The sequence below is a fragment of the Candidatus Poriferisodalis multihospitum genome (genome assembly GCF_028283155.1).
In the GTDB taxonomy this organism is placed as follows: Bacteria; Actinomycetota; Acidimicrobiia; order Acidimicrobiales; family Poriferisodalaceae; genus Poriferisodalis; species Poriferisodalis multihospitum.
Map to the genome: position 1 here is coordinate 1 of NZ_JAPYOK010000097.1, position 13,391 is coordinate 13,391.

The window sequence follows — 13,391 nt, forward strand, 5'->3', positions numbered from 1 at the left end:
GTTCGTAGGGGGCGGAGACGCCGCTGAAGTCGGGAATCTCGCCGGCCCGGGCCTTCACGTACAGGCCCTTGGGGTCGCGGGCTTCGCACACGTCGAGCGGCGTGTCGACGTGCACCTCAACGAAGGCGCCGTCGGGATGGATCGCACGCACCTGGTTGCGGTCGGCGACATAGGGCGAGATGAACGCTGTCAGCACGACGATGCCGGCGTCGCTGAACAGGCGGCATACCTCGCCGATGCGGCGGATGTTCTCGGTGCGGTCCTCCGGCGAGAAGCCCAGGTCACGGTTGAGCCCGAAGCGGATGTTGTCGCCGTCTAGCACGTAGGCGGCGACACCTCGTTCCAGCAGTGCTTCTTCCAAGGCGAACGCCAGGGTCGACTTGCCGCTGCCCGACAGGCCGGTGAACCACACCGTCATGGCGCGATGGCCGAAGTGCGCCTCGCGGTCGGCGCCGGTCACCCGCCCTTCAGCCCGCACGATGTTGCGCGACACAGGTTCGTTCACGGCGTGCTCGGTCCTCTCAGGAAGCCGCGCTCGGTGAGCATGCGCAGGATTGCCTCGACGCACTCGTCCACACTCTGGGCGGACGTGTCGACGCGCAGGTCGGCGTCGGTTGGCCGGTCATAGCGAGCCGATACGCCGGGGAAGCGTGGAATCTCGCCCTGATCGGCCATCGCGTACAGGCCGTGGGGATCACGCTCGCGGCACACCTCGATGGGCGTGTCCACGAACACCTCGACGTAGCGCTCCGCGCCCACGAGGCCACGGGCACGTTGTCGAACCACGCGATCGGGCGCCACCAGCGCGGCGATGGCGATCAGCCCTTGGCCGTTCGCCAGCCGTGCAACCTCGGACACCCGGCGCAGGTTCTCCGAGCGTTCCTGGGTGCTGAACCCCAGGTCACGGGAGATTCCCATGCGGACGTTCTCACCGTCAAGGCGGATCGACACCTTGCCCCGATCGAACAGCTCTCGCTCCAGCGCCGTGGCCAGGGTGGACTTGCCGGCCGCAGTGAGCCCGGTCAGCAGGATGGTGCACGGCTGCTGGCCGAAGCGGATGGCCCGTTCCGCATCGCTGATCTCCGAACGCTGACGAACGAGCGCCGCATCGGGCGTGCGGCCCCACGCCGAGGCCGCCCCGATGATCATGCCCGCGGCCACCGTTGCGTTGGTGAGCCGTTCGACGAGCACGAATGAACCCGTCGCTCGGTTGGCGTTGTACGGATCGAACGCGAGCTCCCGGTCGGACGTGATGACGCAGTGCCCGATGTCATTGAGCCCGAGGCCCGGTGCCTGTTCATGTGCGCCGGAATCGATGTCGATCCGATGCCGGATGCTGCGAATCGTGCAGTTCGACACAGCGTTGGCGGCCTGGAGCAGGTAGGAGCTGCCGGGCTCGGCGCCGGCCTCGGCCATCCACACCACCATGGCGTCGAGGTCGTGTGCTCGCTGCGGTTCGCCTCCCGGCGTCACCAGCAGATCGCCCCGGCTGATGTCGATGTCGTCGGCGAGCGTCACCGTTACCGCCCGCCCCGGCCCGGCGAGATCGAGGTCGCCGTCGAAGGTTGCGATCCGTTCCACGGCCGAACTGAGTCCCGATGGCAGCGCCACGACTTCATCACCCGGCCGGAGCGTTCCCGAGGCGATGGTGCCGGCGTACCCGCGGAAGTCCGCATCGGGGCGAGACACCAACTGCACCGGCATGCGGAAGTGCACGGTGTCGATCCCGCTGTCAATGCTGACCGTTTCGAGGTGTTCCAGCAGCGGCGGCCCGTCGAACCAACCCAGGTTGTCGCTGGCGTTGACGACATTGTCGCCCAGCAGCGCCGACATCGGCAGGAAGTACGGCTCGCCGAACCCGAGCGCCTTGGCGAAAGAGCGGTAGCTCTCGCAGATCTCGGTGAACCGATCCTGCGACCAGCCGATGAGGTCCATCTTGTTGACCGCGACCACGACCCGGCGGATGCCCAACAGGCTGGCGATGTGGCTGTGGCGCTTGGTCTGGGGCAGCACACCGTGGCGGGCATCGATCAGGATGACCGCGAGGTCGCAGGTCGAGGCGCCGGTCGCCATGTTGCGCGTGTACTGGGGGTGCCCGGGGGTGTCGGCGATGATGAACGTGCGCCGATCCGTGGAGAAGTAGCGGTACGCCACGTCGATGGTGATGCCCTGCTCGCGCTCGGCGCGCAGGCCGTCCATCAGCAGCGCCAGGTCGACTTGGTCGCCCGCTGAGCCGTGGGTCGCCGAGTCTGCCGCCAAGCCGGCCAGTACATCCTCGTAGATCAGCTGCGAGTCATGCAGCAGCCGGCCGATCAGCGTCGACTTCCCGTCGTCGACGCTGCCGCACGTCAGCAGGCGCAGCAGATCCATCAGAAGTACCCCTCGCGCTTCTTCTGTTCCATGGAGCCCGACTGGTCGAAGTCGATCACGCGGCCTTCCCGCTCCGACCGGGTGGCCACCAGCATCTCGCCGATGATCTCGGGCAGCGTGGTGGCCGTCGATTCGATCGCCCCCGACAGCGGGTAGCAGCCCAGCGTGCGGAACCGGACCAGCCGCTGCTCGACCGTTTCGCCCTCGTCGAACACGAACCGGTCGTCGTCCACCATGATCAGCACGCCGTCGCGCTCCACCACCGGCCGCTCGGCGGCGAAGTACAGCGGCACGATGGGGATCTCCTCGAGGTGGATGTACTGCCACACGTCGAGCTCGGTCCAGTTGCTCATGGGGAACACCCGGATGGACTCGCCCTTGTTGACCCGCCCGTTGTAGAGACTCCACAGCTCGGGCCGCTGGTTCTTCGGGTCCCAGCGATGATGCGCGTCACGGAAGCTGAACACCCGCTCCTTGGCCCGCGACTTCTCCTCGTCGCGCCGGGCACCCCCGAATGCCGCGTCGAACCCGCCCGCGTCCAGCGCCTGCCGGAGCGCCTGGGTCTTCATGATGTCGGTGTAGTTCTTCGAGCCGTGGTCGAACGGGTTGATGCCCTGGGCGACGCCGTCGGCATTGGTGTGGACGATCAGCTCGAACCCGATCTCGGCGGCCATGCGCTGGCGGAAAGCGATCATCTCCCGGAACTTCCAGGTCGTGTCCACGTGCAGCAGCGGGAACGGGATCTTGCCGGGGAAGAACGCCTTGCGGGCCAGATGCAGCAGCACCGAGGAGTCCTTGCCGATCGAGTACAGCATGACGGGCCGCTCGCACTGGGCGACTACCTCGCGCATGATGTGGATGGCCTCAGCCTCCAGTTGCTCGAGATGGGTCAGCCGCAGCTCGGCCGGCAAGGTTGCGCTCATCGGATACCTCGCGACTCCTCGACGAGCACTTGGCTAGCGTCCCACAGCTTGGTGCCATTCGCCGGGTCCGATGCGCGTTCGGACACCTGCTTGCGGTGCATCAGGTGCAGGTAGAGGCCGGTGCAGCTGCCGGCCTCGGGAGCGCAGCAGAGGTAGATGACCGGATCGATGGCGTCCGCAGGCGACCGGAACAGCCGCCGCAGCACGGGATCGACGATCGGCTTCAGCATCGGCGGAGCCTCACGGGCGATGTTCGTCGCCACGCCGCCCGGGCACAGCGAGTGCACGGCGACCTCGACGCCGTCGCCGGGGTTGAGGCGGCGCGACAGCTCGGTGGCGTAGGTGCAGAGCGCGAGCTTGCTCAGGCCGTAGTGCCTCATGGCGTCCTTCATGCCATAGGGCGTGAAGGCGTCGAGACGCTCGATGTCGAGGTCGGCGCTGGAGCGGTGCGCTTCTGATGAGACGAACACGATCCTCGGGGTCTCGCTGTCGGACTGCGACGGATCGATCACGCCGTCGGCCAGCCAGCGGTCGATCATGACGCGGTTGGCCAGAAAATGGACAGCGAGCATGGTGTCGTAGCCCTGCGGGGACTGCCTCGCTGTTGGGGTCATGAGTCCGGCGTTCAAGAGAGCGATGTCGATGCGCACGCCCCGGTCACGCAGCTCGTCGCAGCAGCGATGAACGGAGCGAAGATCGGCGAGGTCCACCTCGACCAGCTCCACGCTCTCGCTGCCGGACTCCCGTTTGATCTCGTCGCAGATCGTGTCGCGGCCCGGGCGGCACGCCAGGATCATGCTGCCGCCGCGCCGGGCGAGCTCGACAGCGGCAGCTCGGCCCAGCCCGCTATTGGCACCGGTCACCAGGCACGTCTTGCCGTCGATCCAAACGTCGTCGGGGACCGGTTCGACATCGGGGGCCTTCGGGTTGCGCAGGTCGCGGACGGCGGTCACCAAGGCTCCGACGAAGCCGCTGTCGCCGAGCCCGCGTCCCGGCTGCACCGCATCGGCGGGTTGCTCGGCGGAGCGGCCCTGGTCGCTCTCAATGGGGATTGCGTAGGCCTCGCGGTAGGCCGCGAACGCCTCGTCGACCATGTCGTCGGTCAAGCCGAAGTCCCCCAGCCGGTAGTCGTGCCTGCCGAAGCGGTTCTTCGGGTTCGCCTCCAGGTACTGCGTGGCCGCCCCCGATGCGCGTTCGTCGAAGGGGATTCCTGCGTGCTCGCAGATGCGCCGGACCTCGGCGACCGGGTCGGCCATGAGGTCGTAGTACGACACGTCGACGAACTGATCGGCCGGTGACTCGGCTCGAACTGCCGTCGCCCGCTCCACCATCCGGTGTGTCTTGGCACTCCAGTGGCGACCGATCTCGACCGGATCGACCTGATCGCTGAACATGCCGCGGCCGTGGGCGACCATGCTGCAGAACGAGGCGAGCGCGATGCGCGGATCTCGATGGGTCTGCACAACGGTCGCGCCCTTGAACACGCGCAGGAGCACGTCGAGATGCTCGAGGTGATGCGGGGTCTTAAGCACCCAAGTGCGGCCGGGCCGCTGCCACGACAGCACCTGCAGTACCCGCCGGAGATACTCGTACGCCGGGGTGTGGTCCTGGGCTTCCAGCCAGCGGGCGTAGGTCGGCACGTGCATTGTCGCCTCGGCCGACTGGCTCATGAAGCTCAGGTCCAGCAGCAGGACGTCTTCCTCGGGTTCGTCATGGCTGATCGGGTGGATGGCCATGAACTCCGGCGCCAGGTACGAGATCGACTTCTGAGCGAGCACCGCCTGCCGCTTGCGTGCCCGTTCGGCGCGGTCGCTGTCTGGGGCGCCCGGCACCGGCATCAGGGCCTCGGCGCCGGAGAGGCCGCGGAAGTCCGGATGGGAGATCAGCAGCCGATGCAGCAGGGTGGTGCCGGTGCGCTGCAGGCCGGTGATCACGATGACCGTGCCAAGGTCGATGTCGGCGATCTCGGGATGCCGTCGCAGCAGCTCTGAGATCCGGAGCCGCTGCACCAGCGCCCCGGTGAGGCGGGACCGCTGGATCAGGCGGCCGGTCGTGTTCAGGCGGGCTTCGGCCTTGATCGAGGTGACCAGCACCTCCAAGGCCTCCGCGTGACCGTCGTCACCGAAGTCGCTGAAACCGGTCTTGCGTCGTGCAGTGTCGCGCAGTGCCTCGGCATCCAGCCGGTCAGACAGCCCGAGGTTCGCGCCCGCCTTGCCGAGCCGGTTGAGGAGCCTGACTGGGGCGGGGCGGAAGGGATGCTCGTAGTCGGTGGAGGTCACCGTGCCCCTCCAGTGCCCGCGGGATCAGCCACGGTGCAGTTCCGCAAGGCTGGCGTGCTTGACCACCCGGCAGCTCGGCTGGGGGTGCTCGGCGGCACGCACCCAGCGGAAGCACATCGTTCCCGAAGTGTGGCCCGCGGTGTCGATCCAGTTCGGCAGGCCGGGATCGGCGTGGGCCACCACTATTCGCACAGAGCCGTCGGCCTCGTAGCCGGCGAGGTGATTGTTGGTGTGGATGGTGTAGTGGCGGTAGTCCAGCGACTCCATCCAGTAGTTGTTGAGCTGGAAGTTCCAGAGCTCGCAGTCGGGCGGCGTGGCCTCGATTACCAGCGCTTCATCAGGCTCGAGCGCCCAGTGGCTGTGGTAATAGGCGATGTTGGGGTCGCCGCCGGCCGCGAGCGACACGTCCGGGTCGAACCGGGGCAGCTCGTTGGTGTGCTTCTGGAAGTCCCGCGCCCACTTCGCGAACAGCAACGGAGCTCCCATCACCAGCGAGCCGGCATTGCGGAGCCCGTCATCGAGCGCCTTCGCCGTCAGATGGGACGCACGAGCCTCGGCGGGGGCGCAGTTGATGCGCTCGATGGTGAGCTCGGCGGGAGTCTCGGCGTTGCGGTCGCCGTAGGTCTGGCGCACCACGAGCACGCCTGTCTCCGCAGTCATCGGCAGCCAGTTGCCCTCGTGCGGGGTGCTGCTGAGCACCAATTCGAAGTGCCCGTCCGCGTCGATGTCGATGTCGTCGGACTCGAGGTAGCTGGTGGGGGGCAGACCGCCGCCTTGGCCGTAGTGGCCGGCCTGGGTGCCGAAGCTCAGGTAGGCGATGTCGTTGCGGCGGCCGGTGATCCTGTACTCGTAGTTCCCGTCCAGCCTGGCCGTCAGGTAGAAGTTGTCGGGGTTGTCTGCGCCCATCTTGGTGGTCTCGCCGACTACACGGTGCAGCACCGGCGCCTTCGGGTCGGCGTGCTCGACGAAGGCCATGAGACCTGCTCGGGCGATGCGGCTCAGGTACCGGTAGCCCTCGGCTTGGTCGAACGCATTCCGCGGCGTTCCGGGGAATTGCAGCGCAGCCCCCGCCGCCTTGAGCGAATCGCAGAACTCGTTCCACGACTGCCCGCTCGTGATCCGCTGTTCAGCCACGTCGTCGGGCGACGTGCCCCGGAGCTTCCACACCCACCCAGAGATGCCCCGAATCCCCGCGAGCAGACCGATGACGAACCTTCGCATGGCGTACGTCTACTGACTGGAGCGGGCCGACGGCAACGCTCAGCGGTTCTACTGCGGCGCCGGCCGGAGCCGGTGGGCTGCCATGGCGTCGTAGAGCGGCAGGCTGCGTTCGTACATCTCATTCAGGCGCGGCGTCTCGGCGAGCGGCGGGTACTCGGTGCGCGGCGGCGCAATGCCGGTGCTTCGGCGCAGGTTGTCGTGCCACGGGCCCGTGCCCTCGCCGTACCAGCTCACCTCGGTGCGTTCGCCCGATTCCCACGACAGCGCCTCGGCAATGAACTCGATACCCACTGCTGCGCAGAATGCCCGGATAGTTCCGTCGGGATCGCCGGTCAGGTCGGCGGCGTCGATGACCGGCGGGGGAGCACCGCTACGGTCGGCGATCTGGCCGAATAGCCGGTGCAGCGACTCGAACCCGACCTCTTCCCACGTGCAGTCGGGCCAGTGATGACCTAGGCCTTGGATCACCCGTTTCGGCTCGCGGATCAGGAACGTGTTGGTCATCGCTGCGAGCTTGGCCTCGTCGAGATCGTGCTCGACCGAATAGGCGAAGTCCTTGATGAACACGTTGCCCTGCCCGGCCAGCGCGGTGATCTCACTCCAGAACGCGGTGTAGGTGTGACCCGGTCGCGCCGAGACGTGCGCGTCTCGCTGCGATCGGCGGTCCTCGCCGTAGTAGTAGAGCTCGTTCCAGGGCTCGTGGAAGCACTCGAAATCGCCTCGCTGGCGCATCATCCATTCGAATGCGGTGGACACCGAGCGGGGCGTGGCCCACAGCGTCAGGAACATCGAGACCGGTGAGTCAGCACGGCCGCGCCTTCGGGTGTTCCATCGTGCCAGGCACCGATCATCTCATCGAGCGGCGACTCGTAGCCGCCGTAGTTGCATTCGATGAACCGGTGATGGATCTGGTGGTGGAAGTCGCCCAGCTCGAACCTGGCCTGAGGACCGGTCCGAGGGCCCAGCAGCAGGGCGTCGTAGCCGGTGTGGGACAGGGGCGCCCCGAGGCCGTGGTGCATCATCATGAAATACAGGTGCAGCGGGTGCGACGGCAGCAGGAACAGCAGCACCACGTCGGAGAACAGCACGAGATGCTCGGCGGGGTGCATCGACAGCCCCGACCACGGACCGACGTTGGTGTTGCGGTGGTGCCATGAGTGGACGTGACGGTAGGCGGGGCCGACGTGCAGCAGCCGGTGATGGGCTGAGAAGTACATAATCGACCACCAGGGGATGATCACCAGGAACGCCACGAACCAGACGGGGTTGGCGTCAAAGGAGATGAGGCGTGCGTGCCCGTTGGCGTACGCCCACAGGATCAGCGACTCGAACCCCGTCCAGATGACTATGGCCGGCACCAGTGTGAGGAACATGTTCTCGCGCACTTGATTCCCGAACAGGAACACCCGTCGGTTCCGGCCGAACGGCCGGGCGTCATAGCGCAGGCCGGCGCCCTGTCGCCGCAGGACGTAGAACCAGACATGGAGTCCGCCGGCGACGAGCGTCACCAAGACCAGATTGCGCAGCCAGATCTCGAGGATCCAGCCGAAGGCGAAGCTCTTCGTGCGCTCTGGCGACGGCATGAACCACGCCCAGACCCCGAGCGCCACCCCCAGCATGAAGACGCGCGACCGCAACGGCAGCCATGTGCGTCCGAGATGTCTCGCGATGGCGACTGGCCGGAGCGGCCAGTGCAGGAACGGCGCTGAGCGCAAGGGCAGTTCTGGTGTGTAGTTCCACATCATGCGACCAATCGCCAGTATTGGACAGATGTCCAAACCAGTCAAGGATGCCGTCCGAATCCGTGTGGTGTGTCATACGAAATAGAGTTGAATGTATGACGATGATGATGCTGAGCTTTCGAGCCGATGAGGAAGACGTTGAAGGAATCCGGCAATGGTCTGAGCGCCTCGGCATCGAGCGCTCCGAGTTGATGCGCGACGCGCTGCGCCGCCAACTCGCCCGGCTCGCCGCCGTGCACGAGGCTGTGCTGTATGAAGCCGATCCGGTGACCGAAGACGAGATGTCGCTTGCCGCAGTTGCCGACTGGGGACCAGCCGAAGACTGGTCGGATTGGCTCGATGCAACGCGGTGAGGTCTGGTTCGCCCGCGCACCTGACGGCGACAGGCCGGTCCTCGTACTCACCCGTGACCCGGTAGCCGACCGGATCGATGCCGTCGTCGTCGCAGTGCTGACCAGGACACGGCGTGGACTGGTCTCCGAGCTTGAGCTCACCGCCTCTGAGGACGGAGTGCCGACTGATTGCGTCGTCAACTTCGACAACATTCACACCATCGAGCGCAGTCGCTTCCGACGGTTCGTCACCAAGCTCAGCACGGGCCGCATAGAACAGGCGTGTCGCCGACTGCAAGACGCCACCGGCTGCTAGCCGGTCAGTCGCCGAGGGCGAGAGATATGCAGTGTTCGATGCAGCGGTTCAGCTCGTCATGGTTCTGCGAGATGACCCACCTCAGCCACATGCCGTTCTCGGTGATCATGACGTCTGCGGCCCGGCGATCGGCGTCGGCCGGGCTCATCGACGGGCGAGCCTGGGCAATCAGTGAGCTGAGGCGTTCGAGGTAGTTCTGGTGCAGCGCCTCGTTGATCGCCGCGATGTCGGGGCGTGATGGCGCAGCGGCCCACAGTGTCAGTCGCAGCGGCAGGAAGTCGGAGTCCATGATCTCGGGGGAGAAGGCCGCCCGGATGAATGCGGTCACCCGGGCTTCGGGGTCGTCGGCATCGCTCACGGCGAACAGCGACACCTCGACCATGCGTTCGACCAGGAGTCCGAACGCGCCGTTGACGAGGTCGTCTTTGTCGTCGAAGTGGTACTGGATGGAGCCGAGGGCTGCGTTCGCCTCGTCGGCTACCCCGCGCATGGTCAATCCCTCGAGCCCGCTGCGGGCCATCACCGCCAGAGCAGCCTCGAGCAGCTGCTGACGGGTCTGTGAGCCGGGCACCCGAGCGAGTGTATGTTCGGCTCCGAGATGGCTGGCAAGCGATGACCGAGCGGCGCATCTTCAGTTGGGATGAGCTCGGCACCACCCGCTGGGAAGCGGATCAGGTCGAAGCGCAGATCCTGACCGGCGAGCACATGCACATGATCCGGGCCACCTACGACCCGGGTGCGACCTACGAGATGCACAGCCATCCCCACGAGCAGTTCAGCCTGCTGCTGTCAGGCCGCATGCTGTTGACGGTGGGCGAGGAGACCCGCGAGATCGGGCCGGGCGATGGGTGGTACGCGCCGGGCGGCGTGCCCCACGGCGGCGAAGTCCTCGGCGACGAGCCGGCCGTTTTCATCGACGTCTATTCGCCGGCAACCACTTGGATCCTGGACGTATTCGCGCAAGGCCGTCCAGTGGAGAGAGATTCTGCGAAGCTGGGGTGATGGGCGAGCCCACAGCGCCGCAGGCCCAGCCGGTGGAGGGACGCAGCTTCCCGACCACGGCGCGCGGCGCGAGGCCGACGTTCTTCGATGACGACGGTGCGACCGATGCGGTCCTTGCGATTGTGACGGCACTGGCGGCTGAGGTTTGGGCGCTGCGTGAGCGGCAGTCCACGCTGGAAGCGGTGCTGGCGCGCGCCGGCATCGATGCCGCCGCTGCGATCGAGTCGTACCGGCCCGATGCCGACGAGACGGCCGCCCGTGCTGCGGACGCAGCAGCATTTGCCGGGCGCGTGTACCGCGTGTTCGAGGAGATGCGCGAGGAGGCGCTGGCCGGCGACACCGAGGACCGCTATCTCGGGGTCGTTGATCGGGCCTTCGCAGAGCTCTAGAGGGGAAACAGCCAGATGAGCCAGCAAACACATCCGCTCCTGCCCGCCGAGACCCACGACGAGACCGCCCGGGAGAGCTTCGTCCAGGCGCTGAAGTCGCACATCGCAACCCGGGTCAGCCCGGGCGTGCGAGAGATCTACGACCGGCGGGTCCGCGGACAGTGGGTTGACGAGCACGGCGCCGAGCCCGCCGACCGTCACGAAGTCCGCGAAGCGCTCAGCTCCGACACCTACTACCGGCTGTGGAGCTCGGTACGCCGATCCAGCCAGCATCTGCTGTGGAGCTCGGTCAGCGACGCCATCGCTCGCCAAGCCCCCGAGCTTGCCGAGCGTGCCCGCGCAGCCGATGCGGGGCTCGGGTCGCTGCGCCTCGATCGCGATCTGGAGATCCCCTGGTACAACGCCGAGGTCGACATCCACGCCATGCCAGGCGGCTACCGGGGCGAGTACATGGACGACGACGTGTCGGTGGGGGCGCTGTTCGACCGCGGCGTCTACGTGTACGCGATGGGCCAGATGGGCGCACTCAACGACGACTACGGGCAGTCCGTCTGCCAGAACTTCCTGGCAGTCTCGTACCCCGAGTTCTCACCCCGCCGGATTCTCGACATGGGCTGCACCTCCGGCAATTCCACGCTGCCTTATGTGGATGCGTTTCCCGAGGCCGAGGTCCACGCCATCGACCTGGGCGCACCGGTGCTGCGGTACGCCCATGCGAGGGCCGAATCGCTCGGCCGGGCAGTGCACTTCTCCCAGCAGAACGCTGAGTGCACCGACTTTCCCGACGGTCACTTCGATCTGATCGTTTCGCACATCGTGATCCACGAGATGTCGCCGGCGGCGCTGCGCAGGGCGCTGGCCGAATGCCGACGCCTGCTGGCACCGGGCGGGCTCATGGTGCACGCCGACTTCGCCGGGTACGCCGGCGTCGACCCGGTCACCCAGGCGATGATCGACTGGGACACCTACTACAACCATGAGCCCTTCTGGGGCCCGATGCGAGACATGGACCTCGTGGCCGAGTCGGTCAGTGCCGGCTTCGACGACGGCGCCGTCGAGCTCACATCGGTGCCGACGGGGCGGATGCTGCAGACGGGCAAGCAGCAGAAGACGGGACAGCTCACGCTGCTCGTCGGTCGGGCCTGATCTGCTCGTTCCGAGGCCGTGCGGTCCGTCCGCTCTGTCTGTGCCGCTGACGTAGTTGACTGATGGAGCCGACGACAGGAGGGTGACCTGATGGAGGTCGTCAACGAAGTCTTGCCCACGAGCCCCGAGCGCATCGACGAGATGATGCAGCCCGGGCCCGACGGGCCGATCTACATGGTCAACCTGCTGAAGTTCAAGGACAAGGCCGAGTACGAAGACGGCCGCGAGACCGATCTGACCGGGTTCGAGGCGTACCAGCTCTACGGCCGTGCGGTGTCGCGGATCATCCAGGACTACGGCGGCGAGATCCAGTTCGCAGCGGACGTGACGTTCCTGTCGCTCGGCCAGGTCGAGGAGCTCTGGGACGAGATCGCCATCGCCAAGTACCCCAACCGGGGGGCGCTGCTGGCGATGTCGTCGTCGCAGGAGTGGCAGGAGGCGGCTGTGCACCGCACGGCCGGGCTCGCCGGTCAGCTCAACATCGAGACGGTCGCCCAGTTCGTCCGGCAGTGACTGACGGCTCAGCTGTGTTGAGCACGCGGCTCAGTGGTAGACGATGACGGTGCGGCCCTCGGTGCCGCTGAGCATGGCGTCGAGGGCCTGCTGCACGTCGTCGACGCGAACCCGCTTGGAGATGAGGCGGTCGACGGGCAGCCGGCCGGCGAGGTAGGCCGCGCACAGATCCTCGATGGCCTGGCCGGCGTCGGTGGCGGCGAAGTAGCTGCCTTTGACCGACTTGTGGCCCCGTGTCAGCTCGGCGCAGTTGAACGGCGTCGTCTCGGCGGTGCCCCCGATGCCGACGAGGACGAGGACACCGCCGGGTCTCACCCCGTCGATCCACGACTGCTGCAGACCGGGGTTGCCGATGGCTTCGAACACGACATCGGCGCCGCGACCGCCGGTCAGCTCTCGCACCGCTTCGATGGCGCTGCCGTCGCTCACGACGAAATTCGTCGCGCCGAGCGCTAGCGCCAAGCCGCGCTTGGCGGGCTCCCGGTCCACGGCGATGATCCGCTCGGCACCGGCCATCGCGGCTCCCATGATCACGCTCAGCCCGACGCCGCCCGCTCCCACGACCGCAACCCGGTCGCCGGGGCCGACGTTGCCCTGGTGGAAGGCCGCACCCACGCCGGTGGATACAGCGCAGCCGATCAGCGCAGCGACCTCGAACGGCACCGCGGGGTCGAGCACCGAGCAGCACACTTGGGGCACGACCATGTGATCGGCCCAGGTCGAGATGCCTGAGTAGTGATGGATCATCTGGTTGCCGCGTGACAGCCGGCTCGTGCCGTCCAACAGGAACCCGGCCCACAGCGGCCCGACGACCTCGCGGCACAGGTGATGCTGGCCGCGTTCGCAGTAGAAGCAGGCCTTGCAGCTCGGGATCCAGTTGAGCGCCACCCGGTCGCCGACCTGCACCTGGGTGACGTCGGGCCCGAGCGCAACGACCTCGCCTGCGCCCTCGTGTCCCAGCACGCACGGCAGGTCGCCGGGGTGACGGCCGGTGACGACGTGCTGGTCGCTGTGGCAGACACCTGATGCCGCCATCTTCACCAGCACCTCGCCGGCTCGGGGCTCGTCGAGGTCCAGCGTGTCGACGCTCACCGGCCCGCCGACGCTGTTGAGCACGACTGCAGTGATCTTCATTGCCCGTCCTTCTTGGCGGGGTTC

General features: G+C 67.1%; 15 protein-coding genes. 6 read left to right on the forward strand and 9 right to left on the reverse strand.

Annotated elements, in window-relative coordinates; genetic code table 11:
* The 7 genes from cysC to VI480_RS10365 form a co-directional block, all read right to left on the reverse strand.
* Positions 1-505, reverse strand: a 505-nt coding sequence (gene cysC, locus VI480_RS10335) for an adenylyl-sulfate kinase (RefSeq protein ID WP_323672758.1), incomplete at its 3' end; no start/stop codon positions are given.
* Positions 502-2,370, reverse strand: a complete 1,869-nt coding sequence (cysN, locus tag VI480_RS10340) for a sulfate adenylyltransferase subunit CysN (protein WP_323672759.1) — start codon at positions 2,368-2,370, stop codon at positions 502-504. The genes cysN and cysC, both read right to left, overlap by 4 nt.
* Positions 2,370-3,293 (reverse strand): sulfate adenylyltransferase subunit CysD, encoded by a 924-nt coding sequence (cysD, locus tag VI480_RS10345; protein ID WP_323672760.1) that lies wholly within the window; start codon positions 3,291-3,293, stop codon positions 2,370-2,372. Before cysD ends, cysN begins: the two co-directional genes overlap by 1 nt.
* On the reverse strand, positions 3,290-5,572 hold the full coding sequence (locus tag VI480_RS10350; protein WP_323672761.1) for an SDR family NAD(P)-dependent oxidoreductase: 2,283 nt from the start codon (positions 5,570-5,572) through the stop codon (positions 3,290-3,292). The genes cysD and VI480_RS10350 overlap by 4 nt, the downstream gene beginning before the upstream one ends.
* Before the next feature lie 24 nt (positions 5,573-5,596).
* Positions 5,597-6,793: a DUF1214 domain-containing protein gene (locus tag VI480_RS10355; protein ID WP_323672762.1), complete on the reverse strand. Its 1,197-nt coding sequence runs from the start codon at positions 6,791-6,793 to the stop codon at positions 5,597-5,599.
* Positions 6,794-6,841: 48 nt separating this feature from the next.
* Positions 6,842-7,582 (reverse strand): hypothetical protein, encoded by a 741-nt coding sequence (locus VI480_RS10360; RefSeq protein ID WP_323672763.1) that lies wholly within the window; start codon positions 7,580-7,582, stop codon positions 6,842-6,844.
* Positions 7,573-8,538, reverse strand: a complete 966-nt coding sequence (locus VI480_RS10365) for a sterol desaturase family protein (RefSeq protein ID WP_323672764.1) — start codon at positions 8,536-8,538, stop codon at positions 7,573-7,575. The genes VI480_RS10360 and VI480_RS10365 overlap by 10 nt, the downstream gene beginning before the upstream one ends.
* A gap of 98 nt (positions 8,539-8,636) precedes the next feature.
* On the opposite strand from VI480_RS10365, the gene VI480_RS10370 reads away from it, so the two are divergent.
* Both VI480_RS10370 and VI480_RS10375 read left to right on the forward strand, forming a co-directional pair.
* The gene (locus VI480_RS10370) at positions 8,637-8,888 is read left to right on the forward strand and encodes a ribbon-helix-helix protein, CopG family (protein WP_416246677.1); all 252 of its coding nucleotides are present in this window, start codon (positions 8,637-8,639) and stop codon (positions 8,886-8,888) included.
* Positions 8,875-9,183 (forward strand): type II toxin-antitoxin system PemK/MazF family toxin, encoded by a 309-nt coding sequence (locus tag VI480_RS10375; protein ID WP_323672766.1) that lies wholly within the window; start codon positions 8,875-8,877, stop codon positions 9,181-9,183. Before VI480_RS10370 ends, VI480_RS10375 begins: the two co-directional genes overlap by 14 nt.
* Before the next feature lie 4 nt (positions 9,184-9,187).
* On the opposite strand, the gene VI480_RS10380 is transcribed toward VI480_RS10375, so the two are convergent.
* A complete protein-coding gene (locus VI480_RS10380) occupies positions 9,188-9,754 on the reverse strand; it encodes a TetR/AcrR family transcriptional regulator (protein ID WP_323672767.1) in 567 nt (188 codons plus the stop codon).
* 41 nt (positions 9,755-9,795) lie between these two features.
* Here VI480_RS10380 and VI480_RS10385 point away from each other — a divergent pair, with 41 nt between their 5' ends.
* From VI480_RS10385 to VI480_RS10400, 4 genes are all read left to right on the forward strand, one after another.
* Positions 9,796-10,185, forward strand: a complete 390-nt coding sequence (locus tag VI480_RS10385) for a cupin domain-containing protein (protein ID WP_323672768.1) — start codon at positions 9,796-9,798, stop codon at positions 10,183-10,185.
* A complete protein-coding gene (locus VI480_RS10390; RefSeq protein ID WP_323672769.1) occupies positions 10,185-10,574 on the forward strand; it encodes a hypothetical protein in 390 nt (129 codons plus the stop codon). The genes VI480_RS10385 and VI480_RS10390 overlap by 1 nt, the downstream gene beginning before the upstream one ends.
* Before the next feature lie 15 nt (positions 10,575-10,589).
* Entirely contained in the window at positions 10,590-11,720 is a 1,131-nt protein-coding gene (locus VI480_RS10395) for a class I SAM-dependent methyltransferase (RefSeq protein WP_323672770.1), read from the forward strand.
* Positions 11,721-11,810: 90 nt separating this feature from the next.
* Positions 11,811-12,233 (forward strand): DUF1330 domain-containing protein, encoded by a 423-nt coding sequence (locus VI480_RS10400; RefSeq protein WP_323672771.1) that lies wholly within the window; start codon positions 11,811-11,813, stop codon positions 12,231-12,233.
* 30 nt (positions 12,234-12,263) lie between these two features.
* Here the strand turns inward: VI480_RS10400 and VI480_RS10405 are convergent, their stop codons facing one another.
* The gene (locus VI480_RS10405; RefSeq protein WP_323672772.1) at positions 12,264-13,367 is read right to left on the reverse strand and encodes a zinc-binding dehydrogenase; all 1,104 of its coding nucleotides are present in this window, start codon (positions 13,365-13,367) and stop codon (positions 12,264-12,266) included.
* Positions 13,368-13,391: the final 24 nt, after the last annotated feature.